This is a genomic window from Ramlibacter aurantiacus, from assembly GCF_016722895.1.
In the GTDB taxonomy this organism is placed as follows: domain Bacteria; phylum Pseudomonadota; class Gammaproteobacteria; order Burkholderiales; family Burkholderiaceae_C; genus Ramlibacter; species Ramlibacter aurantiacus.
In genome coordinates, this window is the sequence record NZ_JAEQNA010000011.1 from 25,634 (window position 1) to 47,737 (window position 22,104).

Below are 22,104 nucleotides of genomic sequence, written 5' to 3' on the forward strand. Positions count from 1 at the left end.
AGTCGCTCGTGCGCAGCCGCTGACGGCCAGGAGCAGCCATCTGCATCGTGCGCGGCCGGCGCCGCTGCCGCCGCCTACGCGGATCCCCGAGCAGCGAGCGCACCTCTGCCGCCGCGAAGTTGTTGCCGCCGTACCACCGCCTGCAGGACCACGAGGAGCGCCAGCGTCAGACCTGCCGTGGCAACGAGTTGCGGCTGCACGCGCTCGAACGAGCTCAGTGCATCTGCTGCTTCCAGGGCCTTCAGGACACCGAACACTCCAAGGAAGTTGTGAAAGATCGTGGTGCCGATGACGTCACGACTGATGAAGAAGAAGGCGCCGGTGACCAAACCCACTGCGGACAGCAGGGTGACCATGCCCCATGTGTTGAAAGGCGGGCTGTGGGCGAAGTGATAGGCGCCGAAGAGCAGCGCCGACACGAGTGCGGCGACCACCGTCGCGACGAGTGTCCTCGACCTCGATACCGCGGCCTCCACGGTGGACCCGACCACGCACCAGCAGACGACGACTTCTGCCGCGGACACGACGAAGACCTGGCTGAAGCCGTTCAGCACGACGACCGGGTCCAGCGACGGGGCGCCCTGCAGGACGTAGGCGGCCGCGCCGATCACCAGCCCCGCAGCCGCCGCCACCATCGTGCGCCTGGCCGTCCCGAAGCCTGCGGACACTGCCTCGACGGCGCCCCGGTGGACGAGGTACGCGATGCACGCAGAACCGAGCGCAACTCCAAGCACCAGGTTTCCTGCCACGGCGTAGACGAGGCGGTCCGTCACGGCGCCGGGGCGCGTGAACGTCCGGATTCGACCTTCGAGCAGCCAAGTCGCCGCCGTCCATGCCGCGTACAGCGCCAGCGCCACCAGGAGCGACTTGTTCCGCTTGGACATGCTGTGCTTCCTTTGCTGAATGCAGGTGAAGGGTAGTCACCCCGGGCGCAAGCACTTTGAGGTGCATCAAGCCGGAGCTGCCGAGAGGCGCAAGCGCACGGACGGGCTCTGCGGCTGAAGTCCATCCTGCCGCCACGATTGATGGCCCGCATGCAGAAAGACGGTATGCACCGGCAACTCGCACCTCGGCCTCGGGACGGCTGCTTCGGTCGGAAGCGGACCGCTGCTACCGTGCCGCCATGGTCCGCGTGGAATGCATCGCGTCCGATGCGAACGGTGTTGGCGATCCAGCGGTCATCTGGTTCGGCGCCAGGCGTGTGGAAGTGCGCGCTGTCACCGACCGCTGGTTTGGCAGTGACCGGCGCTGGTGGAAAGTGGAGACGGCCGAAGGGGTTTACATCTTGCGGCTGGACGAGCTCAGCAGCGAGTGGGAGCTTGCCGCTGTCGTCGGAAAGTAGCGGGATAGCCGCTTCCCGCCAGAAGCAGACCCTTTCGATCTGGCCTCGTGCTGGAGAGAAGGCGGGACTCGACCAGGATGGAGACGCTCTACGCCGGGTCGAAGCACCCGCACGCGGGGTACATTGCGATCCAATGTCCAATCTTCGCGCGCTCTCCTTGCTTGAAACTCGCGTTCTCGGTGTGCTGTCCGAGAAGCAACGTACGGTGCCCGACAGCTATCCGCTGACGCTCAACTCCGTGGTCTCCGGATGCAACCAGAAGACGAGCCGCAACCCGATCCTCGAGATCTCCGATGCCGAGGCTCAGGCCACCCTGGACAGCCTCAAGGCCCTGAGCCTCGTGACCGAGTCGAGCGGCGGACGCGTCTATCGCTACGGGCACAACCTCGACGGTGTGCTGAAGATTCCCTCCCAGTCGATCATCCTGCTCACCGTCCTGATGCTTCGAGGACCCCAAACGCCAGGCGAGCTTCGGATCGCGTCGGAGCGCATGCACAATTTCGCCGACATCTCGTCCGTGGAAGCCTTCCTGGAGGAGTTGGCCGAGCGCCCGGCCGGCGCGCTTGTCCGCAAGCTTCCGCGGCTTGCGGGCGCACGGGAAAGCCGATGGACACACCTGCTGGGCGGTGATCCCGCAGGCGACGAAACCGGAGGCCGCGTGGGTGCCGGCACGGACGACCTGTCGCTGGGGGAGGTCGCGGCCCTGAAGGCCCATGTGGCGCGACTCGAGGCCGAGCTTGCCGGCGTGAAGGCGCTACTGGGCCGTGTTTGCTCCGAGCTGGGGATCGATGGATCTTCCTGATGCCCCGACCGGGCTTGCACAACAATCGTGATCCATGAAGCCTCGCCAGTCCGTCGGCGGCCTCGTCTATTCCACCGACTCAGGCCGTATGTGTCCCGGTTGCCGCAGGGCCGTCGCGCTGTGCGCCTGCGCAACGACCTCGCGCACGTCCTCCTCGGCGTCCGACGGAATCGTCCGCATTTCTCGGGAGATCAAGGGACGCGGTGGGAAGGCAGTGACAGTCATCCGAGGCCTCGCTCTGGATTCGGGCTCCCTCGAAAAGATGGCCAGGCAGCTCAAGGCCGCGTGCGGCTCCGGGGGCACCGTGAAGGACGGCGTCGTTGAAGTGCAGGGGGACCATGGCGACAAACTCGTGGCCCTGCTCTCGGCCCAAGGCTTCAAGGTGAAGCGGGCTGGCGGGTAGTTCGCCGATGCCGCCGGAGCCGGGTTCAACTCGTCGGCAAGGCCTGGATCAGCGCCATGATGTTGCCTTCAGGGTCCTTGAACCAGGCTGCCTTGGCTCCGCCGGCGGTGATCGCTCCCTGCGGGCTGCGTTCACCGGGCATGTCGTCATAGGTCTCGAACCGGACACCGCGCGACTTGAGCCATTGCATTTGCGCGTCCACGTCCTGCACGGACCAGAAGGCCTGGCTGGCCTGCGACGTGCCGGCATTCGGCGTGGGGTAGAGGAAGGCGGCCGTGCCGCCGCCGAACTCGTACACGACACCGCCGTTCGTCTCTTCCCTGGGCCGCAGCCCCAGCTGGTCTTCGTAGAACCGGCGCGCGCGTGCGATGTCCTTGGCCGGAATGTACGCATACATCGGCGAGGCCTGCAGCATCACTTCTTCTCCAGGATGACCTGGAAGCCGCCGAAGATCATGCGCTGGCCGTCGAAGGGCATCTCTTTCATCTGCTGGATCCGCGGGTCGGCCATGAACTTCTTCATGCCATCGTCGCGCACGGCCTTGGACGGCCAGGTGATCCAGGAGAACACCACGGTCTCGTCGTCCTTGCGCTGGACGGCCATGGGAAAGGAAGTGACCTTGCCCTCGGGCACGTCGTCGCCCCAGCACTCGACAAGCTCCAGGGCCCCGACGTCCTTGAAGACTTCCGCGGCAGTGCTGGCATGACGGAGGTAGACCTCCTTCTGCGCGGTGGGTACGGCGATCACGAAGCCGTCGACGTAATTCATGTGCGTTCTCCTGTGTGCGGCGCGCGAATGTCACGCCATCCAGGGTACGACGATCGAGTGGGGCGGTTCTCGACACCTGGTTGTAACGAAAGGCGCTAACCTGTGCTGCAGCTCCCGCCTGGCGACGGCGGCTACTGGATCGAAACGAGTTCCACCTCGAAGGTCAGCGTGGCGTTCGGCGGGACCACGCCGCCCGCGCCGCGCTCGCCGTAGGCCATCGACGGCGGACAGGTCAGGACGGCCTTGCCGCCGACGGACATGCGCTGCAGACCCTGGGTCCAGCAGGGGATCACGCGGTTCAGCGGGAACCTGGCGGTCTGGCCGCGCTTGTGGGAACTGTCGAACTCCTTGCCGTCGGCCAGCGTGCCGCGGTAGTGCACCTCGACGGTGTCGGTCGCGGAGGGCTTCTTGCCTTTGCCGACGGTGAGGTGCTTGACCACGATGCCACCCGGCAGGGTGTCGGTGGCGGACGGGCCAGCCGCAAGGGCGGTGCCGGCGGCGAAGGCCAGCAGTGCGAGGAGCGCGTGCGAGCGATAGGGCTTGTTCATGGGGTGCTTTCAAGAACGGAAGACGAAGGGGTGTATTGAGGCGACGGGCCCGGGCGAAGCCGGATGATGCCGTGGTCCGCGGCGGGCTTGAACCACCATGCAGCACTGGCTCGCTGCCTTCACGCCGGCACGCATGCACATGGCCGGCCAGCCGGCTCGATTCAAAGCGGACACGCGTTGGCCAGGTCGTTCCCCTCGCGCGGCAGCAGCTTGTCGGGCGGCGGCTGGCGCTGGCCCTTGCTTTCCACCCACTGCTCCAGGGCCAGGAATGCGGAGCGGTAGCAGGGGCTGATGGGGCGCAGCTGGTCGGGAAACAGGTCGTACAGCTGGTCGACATGGTTGCCCGCCTCGACCACGTAGTAGCGGTGCCATTGGCCGCGCCCCGCCTTCTTCACCATCTGCGCATAGTGATCGGAGTTGGTGGCGATGGGCAGCAGTGCGTCCAGCGTGCCGTGCAGCGTGATCATGGGCTTGCCGATGCGGCCGGTCAGGGAGATCTTCGCGACGGCGTCCCTCACCTCCGGCGGCCTGCTCGCGTAGTCATAGTCGGCGTCGCAGGAGGGCACGCCGGAGGCACAGAACGGAATGCCGGCGTTCAGCGCGCCGTCGTACGCCGGGTCGATCTCCTCGCGGTAGGTGCGCTGGGTGAGGTCCCAGTACACGCCGTAGTGATGGTCCCAGAGGAACTCGGAGCCAGGCGCGAAGCCGGCCGAGAGGATGGCCTCGTGCGCGCCGCCATCGCCCGCCTTGTACGCAGGGTAGCTCCGGAGTGCCGTCGGCAGGTAGGTGAAGAGGTTCGGGCCCTCGGGCCGCCATAGCACGCCCTCCCAGTCCACCCCGCCGTCGTACAGCTCCGGGTGGTTCTCCAGTGCGTACCGGGTGAGGTAGCCGCCATTGGACAGGCCGGTCATGTAGGTGTACGCGGGCGCCTTGCCATAGCGCTGTCGCACCACGTCCTTGGCCGCCAGGGTCAGCTCGGTCACGCGGCGGTGCCACTCGGCGATGGCATCGCCGGGCGCCGCGCCGTCGTTCTGGAAATTGGTTCCGTTGTTGCCCTTGTCCGTGGACGCGTAGGCATAGCCGCGCGCGACGAACCAGTCGGACAGCAGGTAGTCGTTGGCATATTGCCGCCGCACGCCGGGCGCGCCGGTGATCACGAGCTTGCCGTTCCAGTGGTCCGGAAGGCGGATCACGAACTGCGCATCGTGGAACCAGCCGAAATAGCCGTTGCTGGTGCTCGTGTCGGGGAAGTAGCCGTCGATCTGGATGCCGGGCACGGCGCCGGCGGGATTGCGGGTCTGCTGCGAGTGCAAGGCGCCCCAGTCGCTGGCGTCGGTCCGGTTCATGGCGACGAGGTAGCGGGTGCTCAGGTCGGCCAGGCAGATCGCGTCCTGCTTCTCGGCCCCGGGGACGGTGATCGCACCCATGTTCGTGCAGGTGCCGCCGGGCGGCGGAAGTTGGGCGTGAGCCGCGCCCATGCTGGAACCCAGCAGTGCGATCGCAGCCAATAGCTTTCTCATAGGCCTCCCTTCGTCATGGGTGCAGCCGGGACTCGGGCCTCCCTTCGTCATGGGTGCAGCCGGGACTCGGCTGGTTCTGCTTGTAGACGAGCCAGGAGGCGGGCGCTTGCAGGACGAAGGCTGAAACGGGCAGGGCGCGTGGCCGCATGGCGATGAAGGATGCAAGCCCGGCCGTCGAGCCGGCCGCCTGATGGGTGCGGGCGCGCCCGCTGCGTCCTGGCGCAAGCCGATGGCAGATCGCCGAGTCGCGCATCGACAAGATCGACCCGCAGCCGGGTGAGGTGCTCGCCTCGAAGGTGACGAGAGCGAGTTGCGTCGGACCGAGCCGGACAGCGGGCGGGTGCTGGCGAGCCTGCAGATGCCCCGTCAGATGCCCCGGCCGATGGGCGTGAGCGGGCTCGAATCGACGGTACCGATCTGCTGTACTGCGGCGGCGGCAGCGGCAAGGTTCGGGTGGTTCGGCGGCCGCGTGCAGACAAGTCGTGGGGGAAGGGCGGCGTCCGCCCTCGGCCGCTACTTCTCTTTGTCGGCCGGCCGTGCCTCCGCGGATGAGTCCACGCTCTTGCTCCGCCTGGCCTGGCTGACCGCTTTCCGCGCGGCTTCGGCCCGCTGCTGCTGCACCGGTTGCTGTCGCTTGCTGTTGTCTTCGTTGCGCTTGCGCTTGGCCATGATGGGTCCTCGTTCAAAGAGGTCATGCTAGGCGGTGCAGCTTGGCGGGCTAGCTGGGCAATCGATTGTTTCAAGCGCTCGATGGGGCAGAGCTGGCCGACGCAGGACGGCTCGACATCAGGGTTGCCCCGGAGGCTGGCGCATCCGGGCTGGCCTATGGTGCAGTTCCCTTTTCAGGAGAACCCCATGCGCACCCTGCTCGTTGCACTCAGCCTTGCTTTCACGGGCGCTGCCTTCGCCCATAACTGCCCGAACGAGATGAAGGCGATCGATGCCAAGCTGGGCACCAAGCCGCAGTTGTCCAAAGAAAATGCCGACAAGGTCGCCAAGCTGCGCGCGGAGGGCGAAGCGCACCACAAGGCCGGCAAGCACACGGAGTCGATGGCGGCATTGGGCGAGGCCAAGAAGCTGCTGGGCATCTGAAGCCGACAGGTCTCGCGGCCACGGCCATGCCGTGGCGCGCGGATTGCCCTGCAGCCATGGGGCTCTCAACTCCCCTGGCGCACCAGTTTCCACTCGCCGTTCTCGACCCGCACCAGCACGCGGGCCCGCCGATCGACGCCGAAGTGGTCGGTGGGGCTCATGTTGTAGACCGCGTGCGTCCCCTTCACGTCCTTGCTGTTCTCGATCGCGTCGCGCAACGCCTGGCGGAAGGCGGGCGTACCGGGCTTGGCCACCTTCAGGGCCGCCGGCACCGCAGCCTGGATGATGGTGGCGGCGTCCCAGGCATAGGCCGCGAAGGCGTTGCGGCTGCCGGCACCGTACGCACCTTCGTACTTCTTGAGGAACTCGACCCCCGACGCCTTCAGCGGATGGCCGTCGGGCAACTGCTCGGCCACCACGACCGGGCCGGTGGGGGCGATGGCCCCTTCGGAGCGCTTGCCGCCCACGCGGATGAAGTCGGCGTTCACCACGCCGTGCGTGTGATAGATCGGCTTCTTGTAGCCGCGATCGATCGCGGCGATTTGCGGTAGCGCGGCGGGCGTTCCCGAACCGCCGACGAACACCGCGTCGGGGTTGGGCGCCAGCACTTTGAGCATTTGCGCCGTGACGGACGTGTCGCCACGCGAATACCGCTCGTTGCTGCCGACCTGGATGCCGTGCTTGCCAGTCAGCTCCTGCAGGCCCTTGTAGTTCAGGTCGCCCCACGAGTCGGAGAACCCGATATAGCCCACGCTCTTGATCTTGTTCGCGTGCATGTGTTCGACCACCGCGTCGAGCATCAGCGGGATGGGTTGCGGCACCGCGAAGAGATAGGACTGGCGGGCCGGATCGATCGGGATCGGGCACAGCGCGAGGAAGGGCACGCGCGAATCGTTGGCCACCGCGCCCTGGGACAACGCGACAGGCACGGTGCTCGAGCCGATGATCACGTCCACGCGTTCGTCGCTGACCAGCCGCAGCGCGGTCTTGGCACCGGTGGTCGGATCACTCGCGTCGTCGAGCACGACATAGCGCACCGGCTCGCCGGCGATCGTCTTCGGCAGGATGGCCACCGCGTTCTGCACATGCAGCCCCAGGGACGCGCCCGGGCCGGTGGTGCTGGCCGACACCCCGACGACGATCTCGGCCTGGAGGGTTGCCGACACACCTGCGAGCAGCAGGCACATAACCGTCTTTTTCATCCGAATTCCTTTCGAGGGAGGCCACGAGACGAGCACCGCCGCGGGCGGCACCACCGGCAGACAGGGCGGCCCAGCGGCCGTGTCTGCGTAACATACTACCGTGGAATACTAGCCGCGCCCATCGACTCGAACACCCGGTCTTCAGATCCCCGTCGATTCGCCGCCGTCCAGGACGTAGCCGGTGCCGGTGACGAAGGCGCTGGCGTCGCCGCAAAGGGCGGCCACGTAGCGGCCGAAGTGTTCCGGCTGGCCCATCGGCCTGTCCTTCTTCACGCCCAGCTCGCGTGCGCGGTCGGTGTCATGGGGTCCCGCGAAGAGGGCGTTGATCGTCACGCCCTGTGCGTACAGGTCCGGCGCCGCGCTCTTGGCCCAGTTCCACAGGGCGCTGCGGGCGGCGCCCGACAGGCACAGGAAGGGCTTGGGCGCCTTCACGCTGGTGGAGGAGACGATGACGATGCGGCCCCACCGGCGCTGCGCCATGGGCGCCGCCGCGGCGCGCACCAGTCGCAACGCGGGATAGAACACGGTGTCGAAGGCGGCTGCGAAGTCGGCGTCGCTCGCTTGCAGCGGCTGCACCGTGCGCGGTCCGGGCGTGTTGACGATGGCCACGTCCAGCCGCCCGAAGTGTTCCAGTGCCGCTGCCACGGCGCGCTGCGGCAGCGTGGGGTCGTGCAGGTCGCCCGGCACGGCGATGCAGCGCCCGCTGTACGCAGCCTGCAGGGCACTCAATTCTTCGCTGGCGCGCGCCACCACCACCAGCCGCGCACCTTCGTCGGCCAGTGCCTGCGCGGTGGCGCGGCCGAGTCCACGCGAAGCCCCGGTGACCAGCGCCACCTTGTCCTGCAGTCCGAGATCCATCACCGCCTTTCGCACCGGGCCGCGCCGGTAGAATGTTCCATACCACGGGCGAGCCGCGCGTCCACCGTCACCAGACTTCTTCCTCGATGGCCTCGATCCCCAGCCTGACCCGTCCTGAAAGCCTTGCGCAGCAGGGGTACGCCACGATCCGCCGCGCCATTCGCGACGGCAAAATCCCGCGCCGGCAGTTCTTCTCCGAAACGTCGCTGGCCGAGTCGCTGGGGGTGTCGCGCACGCCGGTGCGCGAGGCCCTGTTGAACCTGTACCGGGACGGCGTGGTGGAGATCGTGCCCAAGCGCGGGTACCGCCTGGCCGAACTCGACGAGAACGACGTCATGGAGATCCGCCTGCTGCGCGTGGCGCTGGAGCAGCTGGTGGTGGCGCGCCTGTGCGAGGTGGCCACGCCGGCGCACATCCGCGAGTTGCGCGCCATCCTCAAGGGCAAGGGGCGCAGCCAGGAAGACATGTACACCATCGACGAGGCCTTCCACATCCGGATGGCGGAGCTCGCCGGCCTGCGCCAGATCCGCCGCGAGCTGCTGAGCGTGCGGGGCAAGATGTACCTGATGGCCAGCGGCACCCGAGTGACCGCGCTGCGCAACGAGACCGTGATGCGCGAGCACGCCGAACTGCTGGACGCGCTGGAGGCCCACGACTGCGCCCGGGCGAAGCGCCTGATCACCGAGCATGTGGGGAGCTCGATCGATGCGTTCGTGGCGGCGCGGACGCAGCTGGCGGAGCACGGCCGGCTGGAGCGGATTTCCTAGCGTCGGCCTGCTCGATGCAGGCGTAGTAGCGCGGGTTGTCCCAGCCGAGCGCCCGCGCGAAGTACATCAACGCCATCGGATGGGCCTGCGCGAGCCAGAGCGTGGCCAGGTCCTCGCTGCGCACCGCTGCGCGCAGGTGATCGTCCAGCATCGACGAATCGAGCACGGCGTCGCGGTCGGCCGCGAACTCCGCCTTGCGGTGGCCGCGCGTGACGTCGACCAGGAACTGCGTCAGGACCGCGTTCACGCTTCCTCCCAGAGCAACTGGTACACGCCGCTGTCCCAGCCCGGCGCATACGGAATGGCCGTCACCACGTCAGGCCGGCGCGGCTGCGCCGCGGCCGCGGCGACGATCCAGTTGCGGATCTCGTGGGTGCCATTGCCGATGGCATCGAGCTGGGCATCCGGGTAGCTGCACGCGCGATCGAGGTCTCCCTCGCGCAGCGCGGCGAGGAAGTCCGCATCGAACGCCGGGTCGTTGCGCTCCATCTGCGGCTGCCCCACCCGGTGCGAGATGCCGCCGGTGGCCAGCAGCGCGACGCGCCGCCCCAGCACCGAGCGCTGCAGCAGCGCCGCGAGGGCCTCGCCCAACTGGCGGCAGCGATGCAGCGTCGGCAAGGGCGCAAAGATGCTGTTGATGATCAAGGGCACCACCGCGATATCGGTGGGCAGTTGCAGCTGCGCCAGCGGCAGCGTGGTGCCGTGGTCCAGGCGCAGTTCGCAGGAGTGCGCGGGATCGAACCCCTGCGCGTAGAGGCCTTGCACCAGTTCCCCGGCCAGCGACGGGTCGCCGCGGCGGGCGACAGGCGCCAGGTTGAATTGCGGCTCCGGGAACGCCGGATGGCTCTCGCCGGTGCCGATCACGAAGGCGGGGGCCATGCGCGGCTGCAGGTTGACGATGTGCTCGCTGGTGAGAACGACCACGGTGTCGATCCGCGCGGCGGCGAAGGCGCGGCCCATGCGCGCGAAGCCCTCGAGCGTGGTGGCACGGTGCGCGTCCGAAGCGCGCTCCGGCCAGGCCGTCATGTAGGGGAAGTGGACGGTGGCGGCGACCAGCATGATTTCAGAAGAAGACACTCAAGCCCTGCTTGCCCAGGGCCTGCCGGTCCAGCACCACCAGGCGCTTGCGCAGCTTGAGGCCGCCTTGCTCCTCCACCAGCGTGTCGGTGCGCTCGCCGCTGAACTGCTGCTCCATGTTCCAGCGGTACTGCAGCAGCAGGAGGTTGCTGCGCGCGCTGACCGTGCCGTGGCCGGTGCGGCCCACCTCGATGGTCTGCACGAAATATCGAAGGCGCGAGGGCGGCTGCTCCACCCACGACATCTTGCTCTCCAGCTTGGCGACGCGGGCCTTCAGCAGCTCGAGGTTCTCGTCGTAGTAGCCCAGGCCGTCCTCCACGGGCACCAGGCCGCCCAGCGTGGCATGCGTCACCGGCACGCGGTAGTCGATGGACGGATCGAGCAGTGCCAGCCATTCGCGGTAGCGCCGGTCCTGCAGCAGCAGGATCTCGCGGCGGTAGAAGCCGTCCACCGCCTGGGCCAGGGCGTTGTCGTTCACGAGCTCGGTCATGTCACGCCTCCTTGTCGGTCATCAGGCGCGCGTAGTGCCGGTAGAAGGCACGCTGGTTGGCCTCGGTCATCAGGATGTCGCTGCAGCTGCCCGGAAAGGGCGGGCCGTAGAGTTGCGAGGTGGGAGCCTCGCGCCCCAGGCCCATCTGGTAGTTGAAGCGCCCCTGCCGGCCGACGTGGCCGCGCAGCGCATCCTGCACGCTCTGCCAGATGTCGCCATCGTCCTGCTCGAAGATGCCACCCGGGCCGAAAGCCAGCGAATATTGCTTGCGCACGGCGGCCTTCAGTTCCGCCGGCATGGCCTTGTCCACGATGCACCATGAATACACCTCGATCTTGTCCACGCCGCGCGGATGCCAGACGCGGAACGAGCGGAAGCGGGCCGAATCCAGGAAGGAGAAGTTGGGGAAGAGCGTGCCCACCCCGATGGGCGTGAAGGCCGAGGCGGCCTCGCCGTAACGCGCCACCAGCTGCGCGCGCATGTCGGCCATGAAGTCCTCGTAGCCGGTCTGCACCGCCTTGCCCTGCTGGGCGCCGCCGCGCTCGCTGCCGATAGAGTGGCCGTTGCCGGTCTGGATGCAATAGCCGTTGTTGGTGAGCGGACTGCGGTAGCCCATCTCGACGCCCGCGCCGTGGGTGGAGGGCACGTGGTAGTGGTCGCCCGCGAAATTCTCCGAAGGGATCTTCCAGTTGACGTCGATGGTCCACTTGTGCACCCCGCCGATCGCCTCGGTGCCGCCTTCCATGCGCGTGAGCATCAGGTCCAGGTAGAACGTCATGTCCCCCAGGTAGTCGCGCAGCGGGGGCGCAGCGGGGTCCCAGCAGGCGAAGATCATGCCGCCGATGGTGTCCACGTGCGGCACCTCGCGCAACCCCAGCAGCGAGCGGTCGAACCCCTCGCCGTAGACCGAGGACTGGCGCGGCACCGAGATCAGCTGGCCCTCGGTGCTGAAGGTCCAGGAGTGGTAGGGGCAGCGGAAGGTCTTGGTCACGCCCTTGTCGGCGCGGCAGACCTTGGCGCCGCGGTGGCTGCAGCTGTTCAGGAACGCGCGCAGCCGGCCCGCCAGGTCGCGCACCACGATCACCGGGTCCTCGCCCATGGTGGTGGTGATGAAGGCGCCGTTGCCCTGCAGCTCACTCTCGTGCCCCACGTACAGCCAGCACCTGGCGAAGATGCGCTCCTGCTCGAGTCGGTAGACGGAGTCCTCCACGAACAGGCGCCGGTCCACGGCGCAGCCGTCGGGTGCCACCAGGTCGCCCGCCCTGAACGGGCCGATCCTGGCTTCCTGCGGCACCGCCGGCGGGATCATCCCGTGGGCGTCTTGCGTCGTCTCTCGGTCGTGCATCTTGGTTCCTCAGCTCTTGCGCGGGCCGCGCACCGAAGCGCCCCCATCGAGTGTCATCACCGTGCCGGTGGCCGTGCGCGCGCAGGCATCGGAGGCCAGGAAGACGTAGGCGCCGGCATAGTCCTCGGGCGTGCCGATCGCCTGCAGGGGCAGGTCGGCCGCCGCCGGCGCCACCGGGTTGGCTTGCTGCCCCAGTGCCTGCAGCCCACGCAGGCCGGTGGGCACGTAGCCCGGTGCCACCGCGTTGACCCGGATGTCCGGCGCCAGCTCGAAGGCCAGCTGCTTGGTCAGCCCGTTCACCGCATGCTTGGCCGCCACGTACAGGGGCCCGCCAAAACCCGCGTGGCTGCCCGAGACGGAGCTGGTGAAGATGATGCAGCCGCGCTAGCGCGCCAGCGCTGGCGCAGCCGCGAGCGCGCCCAGCAGGTAACCCTTGACGTTCACGCCGAACAGCTCGTCGAAGCCGGCCGCCAGTTCGGCCGGCGTGAACTCGCGCAACGCGCGCCGGTTGTCGTAGATGCCGGCATTGGCCACCAGGATGTCCAGCCGGCCGAACCGGGAAAGCGCCAATTCGACGGCGCGCTGGTTGTCGTCCGCGCAGCGCACGTCGCCGGCGATGAAGGCCCATCCGCCGTGGCCTTCGAGCCGCGCCTCGCCGCGGTCGAAGCACACCACCTGCGCTCCCTCGGCCAGGAAGCGCTGCGCCACGGCGTGCCCGATGCCGCTTGCCGCGCCCGTGACGAGCGCAACCTTTCCTTCCAGCTGTCGTGCCATGGACGTTCTCTTGCGGGTTAGTATTCTACGGTAGTATGCTACGCCATCGATTCCCTGGCCGTGAAGGAAATCCCGGATGAACAAGCCCTTTCTCCTCCTGCCGCCCCGTGCGGCCGGGCCCGCCACTGCCGCCGAGGGCGTGTCCCTGCGTATCGACATGGCCCACATGAGCAAGCCGCTGCGATGAGCGATTTCAAGGTGCAGCGGCTGCGGCCCGAGGACATCATCTCCTACGGACCCATGAGCAACCTGGCGGTCCTGATCGGCGACGAGCAGGGAGGCACGCCGATCCGCGCCGCCCTGCAGACGTGCCAGCCCGGCTACGAGGTGCCGGTGCACCACCATCCCTACATCGAGTACCTGATCGTGATGGAGGGCTCGGCGGAATTCGTCATCGAGCGCGGCGACGGCGGCGTGGACAAGGTGGAATTGCACAAGGGCGACTCGGTGGAGCTGGGCGCGAACGTGTGGCATTCCTTCAGCACCAGCCGAACCGAAGTGACGCAGCTGCTGGGAATCCACCTGGCCCGCAAGCGGATCGTGAACTACCGCGAAGGGGTGAAGACCGACGAGCGCGGCTTCCGGCTGCCGGCGCAATGACGATGAAGATGACGATGAAGATGGAACTCTCCGATCCGCCCACCGAAGAAGAGGTGAGCCGGATCAACCTGGCCTATCTGCCCCGCTTCACCGTCCCCAACATGGACGAGTACCTGGCGCGCTCCGCCCAGCGCAGCGCCGACGTGCGGGCCGCGCTGCGCTGCTCGCTCGACGTTCCCTACGGCGCAAGCCCGCGCGAGCGCCTGGACATCTTTCCGGCCGACAAGCCAGGCGCTCCGGTCCACGTGTTCATCCACGGCGGCTATTGGCGTGCCCTCGACAAGTCCGTCTACAGCCTGGTCGCCGGCCCGCTGGTCGCGGCCGGCGCCACGGCGGTGATCCTGGAATACGACTTGTGTCCGTCGGTGCGCCTCACCGACATCGTGGCGCAGGCGCGCCGTGCCCTTGCGTGGATCCACGGCCACATCGCCGCCCACCACGGTGACCCGGCGCGCATCTTCGTCTCCGGCCACTCGGCCGGCGGCCATCTCACCGGCATGCTCGCGGCGACCGACTGGTCCCGGGACTGGGGGCTGCCCAACGACCTGATCAAGGCCACCGCGCCCCTCAGCGGCCTGTTCGACGTGGAGCCACACCGCCACTCGCTGCTGCAGGCCGACTTGCGCCTCACGGCCGAAGAGGCCAGGCAGGTGAGCCCCATGTACCACCCGCCCGTGGCCAGGGGCCCGGCGCTGGTCGCCGTGGGCGAAGCGGAGTCGGACCTGTTCCACTGGCAGTCGCTCCAGTACGCGGCCCACCTGCGGCTGCACGGCGTCAAGGCGCAGTACGTGTCGGTGCCCGGAGCCAACCACTTCGACATGACCGAGCACCTCGCCGACCCGCGGCATCCCCTCACCCGCGCGCTGATCGCGCAGATGGGGCTGTAGGCCACCCATGAGCGTCGCGCCGCATCATCTCCCGGTGGCGACCTCGAGGTTTGTTGCATTGACAGGGCATTTGCCGGGTCCTACCCTGGCTCTTTGCCCCGTGCCTCGTGCGCCGTCACGTTCGTTTTCCTTCCCCCAGCTGTTTGCCAAGGAGTCGTTGTGAAGAACCGTAGAACCGTTTTGGCGCGCCTTCTCGTCGCCGCCACCATTGCCATGGGTGGCGGCGCCGCCTGGTCGCAGAACCTCACCATGCGGATCTCGCATGCGGCAGCGGAAACCGACTGGCTGCACAAGTCGATGGTGATGTTCAAGGAGAAGGTGGAAGCCGCGCTTCCCGGGCAGGTCTCGGTGCAGGTGCATGGTGCCAGCTCGCTCTTCCGGCAGGGCACCGAGGTGCCGGCCATCCAGCGCGGCAACCTGGAAATGAACACCATGACGACCTTCGAGGTCGAGCAGCAGATGCCCGAGTACGGCATCTTCAGCGCCGGCTACGTGTTCCGCGACTGGGACCACGTCACCAAGGTGATGCGCGGCCCGATCGGCAAGGAGTACTTCGACGCGGTGGCCCAGAAGATGGGAATCCAGATCATCGAGGTGACCTACCTGGGCACGCGCCAGGTCAACCTGCGCCAGGCGCGCGACGTGAAGGCGCCGTCCGATCTGGCGGGCGTGAAGCTGCGCATGCCGGGCGGGCCGGGCTGGCTGGCGCTGGGCAGGGGGCTGGGCGTGAGCCCCACGCCCATGGCCATGCCCGAGGTCTACCTGGCCATCAAGACCGGCGCGGTCGACGGCCAGGAGAACCCGATGTCGCTGACCAAGAACAACAACCTGCACGAGGTCACGCAGCAGATCGTGCTGACCTCGCACCTGGTGCAGCCTGTGTTCTACGCGGTGGCCAAGCCGTTCTGGGACAAGTTGAGCCCGGCCCAGCAGGCCGCCATGCGCAAGGCGGCGAGCGAATCGGCGAAGTTCAACGACGAGAGCCGCCTGGCCGAGGAAAAGCAGCTGGCCGACTTCTTCACCAAGGCCGGCCTGAAAGTGACCACGCCCGACGTGGCGGCCTTCCGCAACTCGGTCGAAAAGCAGTACCAGGAGTCCGGCCTGGCCGCCAAGTGGGTGCCTGGCCTGCGCGAGAAGATCCAGGCCGTCCGTTGAACGGCAGGTCGCGGCCCGGTGCGCTTCCTGCTTGAGGCGCTGGCGCGCGTGCGCGCGCTGGCCCAGTTCATCACGACCCTGCTGTTCGCGGGGATCTTCGCGGTCTTCCTCTTCGCGGTCTTCATGCGTTACGCCATGAATCAGCCGCTCGCGTGGGCCGACGAACTGAACATCATCCTGCTGCTGTGGGTGATGTTCATTGCCGGCGCCCTGGTGCTGCGCGACGACGAGCACGTGGCCTTCGACATCGCCTGGAACGCGGCGCCGCCGCGACTGCGGCGGGCGATGGGCATCGTCGGCGCGCTGGCCTTCGGCGGGCTGTTCCTGGTGGCCCTGCCCGGGACCTGGAGCTACATCATGTTCCTGTGGCGCGAGCGCACCACGGTCCTCGAATGGCGGCTCGACCTGGTGTATTCGTGCTACCTGGTGTTCTTCGTGGCGGTCATCGTGCGCTTCGCCGCGGCCTTGCTGAAGCTGCTGGGGCCGCATTGGCGCAGGCAGGTGGGCGATTGAGATGAGCATCGCCTTTGCCATCCTGCTGGCGGTGTTCGCCGCCGGCGCCCTGCTGCGCGTGCCGCTGGCGATTTCGATGCTGGCGGCGGGCATGGCCTACCTGCTGGCCAGCGGCCAGGACGTGGGCCTGGCCGCGGACCAGGTGATGAACTCCATGTACCGCAGCTACATCATGCTGGCGATCCCGATGTTCATCCTGGCGGCCAACGTGATGAATGCCGGCACCATCAGCGAGCGCCTGTGGGCGGCCGCCGACGTGGCCGTCGGGGGCCTGCGCGGCGGCCTGGGCCAGGTGACCGTGCTGGTCAGCACCGTGTTCTCGAGCATGAGCGGCAGCGCGATCACCGATGCCGCTGGCCCCGGCATGGTGGCGATCCGCATGATGCGCAGTGTCGGCAACTACCGCCCCGGTTTCGCCGTGGCCATCACGGCCGCGGCCGCCACCATCGCGCCCATCATCCCGCCGTCGATCCCCATGGTGCTGTATGCGCTGCTCACCGGCACCTCGGTCAGCGCGATGTTCCTGGGCGGCGTCGTGCCGGGCTTGATGATGGCGCTGGCCCTGATGGCGGCCATCGCGCTGCTGGCCAAGCGAGAGGGGCTGCTGGCCGCCGGTCGCCCCGCCGGCGCCGCGGCCTGGGCGGCGCTGCGGCGCGGCTTGCTGCCCTTGACGCTGCCAGTGGTGCTGCTGGGGGGCATCTGGTCCGGTGTGTTCACGCCCACCGAGGCCGCCGCGGTGGCCGCCTTCTATGCCATGGTGCTGGCCGGCGTGGTTTACCGCGCGCTCGGCTGGCGCGGCCTGATCGCCGTGTTCGCCGAGTCGATGCGCCAGTCGGCCGTCGTCATGATCCTCATCGCCGGCGCCTTCGTGGTGAACTACGCGGTAACGGCCGAACAGCTGGCGCAGTCGCTGGTGGGCTGGATCCAGGCGCGCGATCTCACCGCGCTGCAGTTCCTGCTGATGGCCAACGTGATGTTCCTGCTGCTCGGGTGCATCCTGGACACCGGCGTGCTGCTGCTGGTGGTGCTGCCGGTGCTGATGCCGACGGTGCGCCTGCTCGAGATCGACCCGGTCCACTTCGGCGTGGTGGCCATCGTCAACTTCATGATCGGCCTGGTCACGCCGCCCTACGGCCTGCTGCTGTTCGTGCTGTCCTCGCTGGCGCGGGTGCCGCTGGCGGACATCATGGGGCAGATATGGAAGTTTCTGATTCCGTTGGTGGGCGTGCTGCTGCTGCTGGTGCTGTTCCCGCCCCTTGTGCTGTGGCTGCCCCGACTGGCGGGATACACCGGATGAACATGCCCCCGAGGAAGCCGCCGCTTCTTCGAACAACGCATGACCTTTATATCTGGCGAGTGCGCCGGTGGCGATGTCGAACTGCCATTGCAGCGACTGCCAACTTGCGAGCGGCGCACCGTTTGCATCCGGCGAGTAGCCGTTGCCCGTGCCGGGTGTCGGGAAGATGGCCGTCGATCACTTCTGATACAACTTTCATATCGAATGTAGCCGCCATGCCTGCTTGACGCCCGGCAAGCGCAAAACTAAGCTGGCCAGCTCAGCAGTCGGATCGGTGGATCAGCAAAGGTCTGTATCGCTGATCACCAAGAAGGACACGAGACTGCAATGAGGGGTATGGGGGTGCGTTGGCTATGGTTGTCGCTGGTGCTTGCGGGGACGGGTGCGTGGTGCCAGCAGACCCGCATCGCAGGAGTTCTTGCAGCGCCGGATGAAAGGCTGTTGACGGAAGCGTACTTCCAGGAAGGCTTTCATCTCACTCCCCGTTTCGGGGCCGCTCGAGAAATGCTGTCGCGGGTGCCTGGTTCTGCCGAATCCGCCGTCATCGACAAGGCCAGGCAGGTCTTCGCTCGTACCAGCCTCAAGGCGATCGCCCTGCTGGACGGAGACCATGTGCTGTGGTCCGCCTACAAGGAGCCGTCCCATCCAGCCACGCGTTTTTCCGGGTACAGCCTCGGCAAGACAGTGACAGCGATGACCGTCGGCCACGCCATTTGCGACGGGAAGCTCAAGCCCACGACCGAGGTGCCTGAACTCGTTCCCGAACTCAGGGGAACCGGCTATGACAAAGTCACCGTCGCTCATCTCCTCACCATGAGTTCGGGCATCAGGGACGGCAGCTACCACGCTGCCGGGACGCCGCAGGTGCAGGAAAAGATCCGGCAGATCCACGCCGGCCAGGGGCAATGGCGTGATCTGCTGCCGTTGGTCAACCAGAGGCGTGTCGGCTTCTTCGGCAAGGCGTTGGAGCCTGGTGAGTCGTTCGAGTACAAGGAGATGGATGCCTTCGTGCTGGGGCTGATGGTTGAAGCGGCAGCCGGACAGCCTCTATCGACGTACATGGAAGAGCGGGTGCTCCCCGCGATCGGCATCGAGGGGCCGGTGGCGCTCAGGCAAGACAAGTCCAGGACCACCTACGCGCCGACCGTCGCCCGCATGACCTTGCCGGACTGGACGCGATTCGCGGCGTGGGTGAAGAAGCAGGAGGGCCAACCTGGATGCATCGGCGATTTCGTGCGCGCGGCGACGAGGACGCAGATCGCGAACAAGAGCAACGTCGGATTCAGCCTCCACCACGGTTATGGCCACTTCGTCTGGACGGACAACCCACGGCACCGCGACAGCTATTGGGCGTGGGGCTTCGGCGGGCAACGGATTGCCTGGAACCGTTCGAACGCCCGAATGCTCGTCGTGTTCAGCAGCCTGGAGAACAACGCCGAGGAAGTCTTCGATCTGTATCGAGAATGGGCTGCGTTGCCGTGATGCGGTAAGGTCTATCGCGCCGACTCGTTGTTCACACTCCATCGTGCACCTGTTGTCGATCATTGCGAGGCATGCACTCTCTGCCGCCATCGTTGCGGTGGCCGCAGGCGCTTTCGCACAGGAAAGGCTGCGTGAGCGCATCAGCACGCCCTGGCTGGAGCAGGGCAGACCCGTGCAGCTGGAAGTGGTCCTCAGCAAACCGCTGACCAAGGGGCCGCATCCGTTGATCGTTTTCAATCATGGCTCCACGGGGCGCGGCGACAACCCGGCCGTTTTCCGGGAGACGTTCATCGCCAACCAGTTCGCGCGCTGGGCCAATGAGGCGGGATGGGCGGTGGCGTTCCCGCAACGCCGCGGGCGCGGGCAGTCCGACGGGGCTTATGAGGAGGGCCTGGCGGCGGACGGCTCGGGATACACCTGTGCGCCTGCCGCGGCGCGAAGTGGCATGGAAAGAGCGCTGGACGATCTCGGTGCGGTGATGGCAGACCTGCGGACGAGACCCGACATCGATCCGGCTCGCATCGTCATGGCGGGTCAGTCCCGGGGCGGCTTCCTGGCCGTGGTGTACGGTGCGCGTCACCCGGAGCAGGTCGCCGCCGCGGTCAACTTCGTGGGTGGTTGGATGACGGACAAGTGTCCGCAGGCTGAGCAGATCAATGCCGATCCGCTTCGGCCCGCAGTGAAATGGCCGCGCCCAAGCCTGTGGATCTATGGAGAGAACGATAGCGTCTACAGCCTCGTCCACAGCAGGCGCAACTTCGACGCGTTCGTCGGCGCGGGTGGCACAGGCTCCATGGCGGTTTTTCCGGCGGGCCCCAGCCGCGACGGACACCGCTTGCTCTATGAGAGTCAAGCCTGGCAGCCTGTGCTGCGCCAGTTCCTCGCCAGGGTTCAGGAGTCGAAATGAAGATGAAGATGAAGTCAATGCTTTGCGTCCTGCTCGCGCTTCCCGTTGCGGCCTGGTCGCAGGGGCCTGCCGAGGCCCTGCAAGGCCGCTGGAGCGGGATGTGGTCCAGCAAGAGCACCAGCGCGAGCGGGGATCTTGAGTTGCGTTTCGCGAGTACCGAGGGGAACCCGTTCAGCGGACAGATCCGACAGACGCGCCCGGACAACGCCAATTGGCGTTGCTCCGAGCAACTCGATCCGATCGAGGTCCGACGCAGCGGCGAGTCCTTCACGTTCGACTACTCACCAGGCGGCCGGTGCGCAAAGGCCTCTCATGCATTCCGCCTGCAGGACGGCAAGTTGCTTGGCGTCTATCGGCTGCCGACGGGCGCGGAGTCGGAGTATGTGCTGACCAAACAGCCATGAGCACTCGTTGCCGCGGGTACGGATCGGGTCGCCTCCATGATGGTTCCGGGTTTGCAGCCCGCGCAGAGCTGCTTACTGCACGGGCACCAGCACGAACGCCACCCCCCACTGGCCGTTGACCAATCCCCGCGCAAGAATCCGACCGTTCGCGTCCGCGCCGGAGGTCGACTCGATCTGCGTCGAGGCGGTGGTCGCGTCTGAACGATCCAGCAGAGTGTTGATGTCCACCATCGGTCCATTCAAGCCCATGATTCCGACGGTGCTGCCATCCGCTGCGCTCGCCGATCCGAAGATTCGGCCGTCGCCCATGATTCGGGTCGGCGTCACGGAGGGGTACCCGGCCGGGCCGACCAGCTGGGTCATTGTCCCGTCCTTCCAGCGGAAGCCGACGGCAAGCCCGGTGGTCAGGGTGGTGGTGCCCACAGCGACTTCGTTGTCGTTGATGTCGGTGGCCGATCCGCGCGCGTACTGGGCATCCAGTGCACCCAGGTAAATCCCTTGTCCGCCTCGCCAGATCACGGGGTAGGGCCGGTCAAGCGTGATGCTGCCGGTGACGGTGCCGTTGTTGTTGATGCTCCCGGCGACGCTTGCCTGCGCCTGCACCGCGAGACCTTCCAGCCCTTGGATGGTCCACGTGAGCCGGTTTGCCGTGCCATTCGAGTCGACAGTCGCCTGTTGTCTTTGAGTGATCGGTTCCAGAGAGAAACCTGCTACCTGCCCAGAATTGTTGAGCCTGCCGGGCCAGTGCTCCAGCTGCAGTTCCCGGGCGGTTCCATCGGTGTCCCAGAGCGTTGCCTTCTCACCGCCGAAAAGGGTGCTGAAGCCCGCCGCCTGCCCGCGATCATTGATCTGGAAAGCGACTGAAGAGAAGCCGCCCTGCAGCAACCTGGGCTGGCCGTTGCTTTCCCAGACGATCGCTCGGACCGGGCCCAGGTTCGCGTGGCCGGCAATCTGCCCAGACGCGTTGATGGAGTTCGCGAAATGCTCGGTCGACGCGACGGTCTGGAGCAGTTGGACCCTGTATCTGGTCAATGGCTGGCCGGGTTCGACCGGCTTGCCTGCGAACTGCGGGGCGCCGGGGGAAGACGGCTTGCCGGGCGTGCCGGGAACGTACGGGTTCTTGACCGAGCGCAGTTCCAACGAACGCTCGGGCGACTCGGAACCTGCTCCTCCGCCGCAGGCGGACAGGAACAGAGCGGCGAGGCTGGCGGCCAGAAGAGGCTTGTGCATGAACGTGCATCCTTGGTTCGTTGCACGACGTTTGTGTCGGTGCGTGAGCGGCGCAAGTGTTCGGCCGTGCCTGGCCGCAGCGATGCCGCACACACCGGGCACTCACACGAAAAGGTCCGTATTCATCCCGTGGGTTCCGTTCTGATCGATGACGGTTTCGATGCCGGAATCCAGCAGCTGCACCAGTTGGATTTCCGTGAAGGAAAAGCCTTGGGCGAGCAGCGAGTCGTTGCCCGCGCCGCCGCGCACGTTCAGGCCCGTGGCCAAGTCGGTGACGGTGAAGCTGGTGCCTTCGGAATTGGTGGTGCCGAAGAAGAAGTTGGGTCCGAACTGCCAGCCCGAGAGGTCGAGGCTGGTCTCCGACGTGTTCAGCACGGCCGAGCCGCCACCCACGATCATGCCGCTGTCGATCAGGGCCTGGTCGATGCCGTAGGTGCCCCCGGAGAGATAGAAGGATTCGAAGTTGGCCACCTGGCTGGTGTCGGTCAGATCCAGGGTGATCCAGCTGAGGTTCAGACGGTCGTTTCCGCTGCCTCCGTCCAGCAGCCCTGCGACCAGGCCATTCCATTCGAGGTTCAAGACATCGTCGTCCGCTCCCAGATCGATGACTGAACCAGCTGCTAATTGCGAATAGACGATAC

Annotated in this window: 27 protein-coding genes and 2 pseudogenes; 14 read left to right on the top strand and 15 right to left on the bottom strand. The window is 67.0% G+C overall.

Annotation, left to right across the window (positions count from 1 at the left end; translation table 11 throughout):
• Positions 1 to 74 precede the first annotated feature (74 nt).
• Positions 75 to 884 (bottom strand): hypothetical protein, encoded by an 810-nt coding sequence (locus tag JI739_RS21985; protein WP_201686165.1) that lies wholly within the window; start codon positions 882 to 884, stop codon positions 75 to 77.
• Positions 885 to 1,123: 239 nt separating this feature from the next.
• Here JI739_RS21985 and JI739_RS21990 point away from each other — a divergent pair, with 239 nt between their 5' ends.
• From JI739_RS21990 to JI739_RS22000, 3 genes are all read left to right on the top strand, one after another.
• Positions 1,124 to 1,342 (top strand): hypothetical protein, encoded by a 219-nt coding sequence (locus JI739_RS21990; RefSeq protein ID WP_201686166.1) that lies wholly within the window; start codon positions 1,124 to 1,126, stop codon positions 1,340 to 1,342.
• Positions 1,343 to 1,475: 133 nt separating this feature from the next.
• Positions 1,476 to 2,144 (top strand): YceH family protein, encoded by a 669-nt coding sequence (locus tag JI739_RS21995; protein ID WP_201686167.1) that lies wholly within the window; start codon positions 1,476 to 1,478, stop codon positions 2,142 to 2,144.
• A 34-nt stretch (positions 2,145 to 2,178) separates the two neighbouring features.
• Positions 2,179 to 2,547, top strand: a complete 369-nt coding sequence (locus tag JI739_RS22000; protein WP_201686168.1) for a translation initiation factor Sui1 — start codon at positions 2,179 to 2,181, stop codon at positions 2,545 to 2,547.
• A 25-nt stretch (positions 2,548 to 2,572) separates the two neighbouring features.
• Here the strand turns inward: JI739_RS22000 and JI739_RS22005 are convergent, their stop codons facing one another.
• The 4 genes from JI739_RS22005 to JI739_RS22020 form a co-directional block, all read right to left on the bottom strand.
• On the bottom strand, positions 2,573 to 2,962 hold the full coding sequence (locus JI739_RS22005; RefSeq protein ID WP_201686169.1) for a VOC family protein: 390 nt from the start codon (positions 2,960 to 2,962) through the stop codon (positions 2,573 to 2,575).
• Entirely contained in the window at positions 2,962 to 3,315 is a 354-nt protein-coding gene (locus tag JI739_RS22010) for a DUF1428 domain-containing protein (RefSeq protein WP_201686170.1), read from the bottom strand. The genes JI739_RS22005 and JI739_RS22010 overlap by 1 nt, the downstream gene beginning before the upstream one ends.
• A gap of 131 nt (positions 3,316 to 3,446) precedes the next feature.
• Positions 3,447 to 3,863 carry an FKBP-type peptidyl-prolyl cis-trans isomerase gene (locus JI739_RS22015; protein ID WP_201686171.1) on the bottom strand — a complete coding sequence of 139 codons (417 nt, stop codon included), beginning with the start codon at positions 3,861 to 3,863 and terminating at the stop codon, positions 3,447 to 3,449.
• A gap of 161 nt (positions 3,864 to 4,024) precedes the next feature.
• Entirely contained in the window at positions 4,025 to 5,383 is a 1,359-nt protein-coding gene (locus JI739_RS22020; protein ID WP_201686172.1) for a tannase/feruloyl esterase family alpha/beta hydrolase, read from the bottom strand.
• A 292-nt stretch (positions 5,384 to 5,675) separates the two neighbouring features.
• Between JI739_RS22020 and JI739_RS24625 the strand changes: the two are divergent.
• Positions 5,676 to 5,935: pseudogene (locus JI739_RS24625) on the top strand (hypothetical protein); the annotation flags it as partial.
• On the opposite strand, the gene JI739_RS22025 reads toward JI739_RS24625, so the two are convergent.
• Positions 5,897 to 6,052, bottom strand: a complete 156-nt coding sequence (locus tag JI739_RS22025) for a hypothetical protein (protein WP_201686173.1) — start codon at positions 6,050 to 6,052, stop codon at positions 5,897 to 5,899. The pseudogene JI739_RS24625 and the gene JI739_RS22025 overlap by 39 nt on opposite strands.
• A gap of 186 nt (positions 6,053 to 6,238) precedes the next feature.
• Between JI739_RS22025 and JI739_RS22030 the strand changes: the two genes are divergently transcribed.
• Positions 6,239 to 6,475 carry a PA2433 domain-containing protein gene (locus JI739_RS22030; protein WP_201686174.1) on the top strand — a complete coding sequence of 79 codons (237 nt, stop codon included), beginning with the start codon at positions 6,239 to 6,241 and terminating at the stop codon, positions 6,473 to 6,475.
• 65 nt (positions 6,476 to 6,540) lie between these two features.
• Here the strand turns inward: JI739_RS22030 and JI739_RS22035 are convergent, their stop codons facing one another.
• On the bottom strand, positions 6,541 to 7,677 hold the full coding sequence (locus JI739_RS22035) for an ABC transporter substrate-binding protein (RefSeq protein ID WP_236589976.1): 1,137 nt from the start codon (positions 7,675 to 7,677) through the stop codon (positions 6,541 to 6,543).
• Between the two features lie 141 nt (positions 7,678 to 7,818).
• Positions 7,819 to 8,535 carry an SDR family NAD(P)-dependent oxidoreductase gene (locus tag JI739_RS22040; RefSeq protein WP_201686175.1) on the bottom strand — a complete coding sequence of 239 codons (717 nt, stop codon included), beginning with the start codon at positions 8,533 to 8,535 and terminating at the stop codon, positions 7,819 to 7,821.
• A gap of 86 nt (positions 8,536 to 8,621) precedes the next feature.
• Here JI739_RS22040 and JI739_RS22045 point away from each other — a divergent pair, with 86 nt between their 5' ends.
• Entirely contained in the window at positions 8,622 to 9,302 is a 681-nt protein-coding gene (locus JI739_RS22045) for a GntR family transcriptional regulator (protein ID WP_201686176.1), read from the top strand.
• Here the strand turns inward: JI739_RS22045 and JI739_RS22050 are convergent.
• The 5 genes and pseudogenes from JI739_RS22050 to JI739_RS24630 all read right to left on the bottom strand — a co-directional run bounded on the left by JI739_RS22050 (position 9,214) and on the right by JI739_RS24630 (position 12,988).
• On the bottom strand, positions 9,214 to 9,549 hold the full coding sequence (locus JI739_RS22050; RefSeq protein ID WP_201686177.1) for a hypothetical protein: 336 nt from the start codon (positions 9,547 to 9,549) through the stop codon (positions 9,214 to 9,216). The two genes, JI739_RS22045 and JI739_RS22050, sit on opposite strands and share 89 nt — an antisense overlap.
• A complete protein-coding gene (locus tag JI739_RS22055; RefSeq protein ID WP_201686178.1) occupies positions 9,546 to 10,379 on the bottom strand; it encodes a DODA-type extradiol aromatic ring-opening family dioxygenase in 834 nt (277 codons plus the stop codon). The genes JI739_RS22050 and JI739_RS22055 overlap by 4 nt, the downstream gene beginning before the upstream one ends.
• Positions 10,366 to 10,869, bottom strand: coding sequence for an aromatic-ring-hydroxylating dioxygenase subunit beta (locus tag JI739_RS22060; protein WP_201686179.1), 504 nt, complete (start codon positions 10,867 to 10,869; stop codon positions 10,366 to 10,368). Before JI739_RS22060 ends, JI739_RS22055 begins: the two co-directional genes overlap by 14 nt.
• A gap of 1 nt (position 10,870) precedes the next feature.
• A complete protein-coding gene (locus tag JI739_RS22065; RefSeq protein WP_201686180.1) occupies positions 10,871 to 12,214 on the bottom strand; it encodes an aromatic ring-hydroxylating dioxygenase subunit alpha in 1,344 nt (447 codons plus the stop codon).
• A gap of 9 nt (positions 12,215 to 12,223) precedes the next feature.
• Positions 12,224 to 12,988 (bottom strand): annotated as a pseudogene (locus JI739_RS24630) (SDR family oxidoreductase).
• 183 nt (positions 12,989 to 13,171) lie between these two features.
• Between JI739_RS24630 and JI739_RS22080 the strand changes: the two are divergent.
• From JI739_RS22080 to JI739_RS22115, 8 genes are all read left to right on the top strand, one after another.
• A complete protein-coding gene (locus tag JI739_RS22080) occupies positions 13,172 to 13,588 on the top strand; it encodes a cupin domain-containing protein (protein ID WP_201686182.1) in 417 nt (138 codons plus the stop codon).
• A gap of 14 nt (positions 13,589 to 13,602) precedes the next feature.
• Positions 13,603 to 14,475 (top strand): alpha/beta hydrolase, encoded by an 873-nt coding sequence (locus JI739_RS22085; RefSeq protein ID WP_201686183.1) that lies wholly within the window; start codon positions 13,603 to 13,605, stop codon positions 14,473 to 14,475.
• A 159-nt stretch (positions 14,476 to 14,634) separates the two neighbouring features.
• The gene (locus tag JI739_RS22090; RefSeq protein WP_201686184.1) at positions 14,635 to 15,630 is read left to right on the top strand and encodes a DctP family TRAP transporter solute-binding subunit; all 996 of its coding nucleotides are present in this window, start codon (positions 14,635 to 14,637) and stop codon (positions 15,628 to 15,630) included.
• 18 nt (positions 15,631 to 15,648) lie between these two features.
• Positions 15,649 to 16,143, top strand: a complete 495-nt coding sequence (locus JI739_RS22095; protein ID WP_201686185.1) for a TRAP transporter small permease — start codon at positions 15,649 to 15,651, stop codon at positions 16,141 to 16,143.
• Position 16,144: 1 nt separating this feature from the next.
• Entirely contained in the window at positions 16,145 to 17,440 is a 1,296-nt protein-coding gene (locus tag JI739_RS22100; protein ID WP_201686186.1) for a TRAP transporter large permease, read from the top strand.
• A gap of 441 nt (positions 17,441 to 17,881) precedes the next feature.
• Complete coding sequence (locus JI739_RS22105) at positions 17,882 to 18,922, top strand: serine hydrolase domain-containing protein (protein ID WP_201686187.1); 1,041 nt, start codon at positions 17,882 to 17,884, stop codon at positions 18,920 to 18,922.
• Between the two features lie 52 nt (positions 18,923 to 18,974).
• Complete coding sequence (locus JI739_RS22110) at positions 18,975 to 19,829, top strand: alpha/beta hydrolase family protein (protein ID WP_201686188.1); 855 nt, start codon at positions 18,975 to 18,977, stop codon at positions 19,827 to 19,829.
• Positions 19,826 to 20,233 carry a hypothetical protein gene (locus JI739_RS22115; RefSeq protein ID WP_201686189.1) on the top strand — a complete coding sequence of 136 codons (408 nt, stop codon included), beginning with the start codon at positions 19,826 to 19,828 and terminating at the stop codon, positions 20,231 to 20,233. The genes JI739_RS22110 and JI739_RS22115 overlap by 4 nt, the downstream gene beginning before the upstream one ends.
• A gap of 72 nt (positions 20,234 to 20,305) precedes the next feature.
• On the opposite strand, the gene JI739_RS22120 is transcribed toward JI739_RS22115, so the two are convergent.
• Positions 20,306 to 21,463, bottom strand: a complete 1,158-nt coding sequence (locus tag JI739_RS22120) for a hypothetical protein (RefSeq protein ID WP_201686190.1) — start codon at positions 21,461 to 21,463, stop codon at positions 20,306 to 20,308.
• A gap of 102 nt (positions 21,464 to 21,565) precedes the next feature.
• On the bottom strand, positions 21,566 to 22,104 hold a 539-nt coding region (locus tag JI739_RS22125; RefSeq protein ID WP_201686191.1), incomplete at its 5' end, for a hypothetical protein.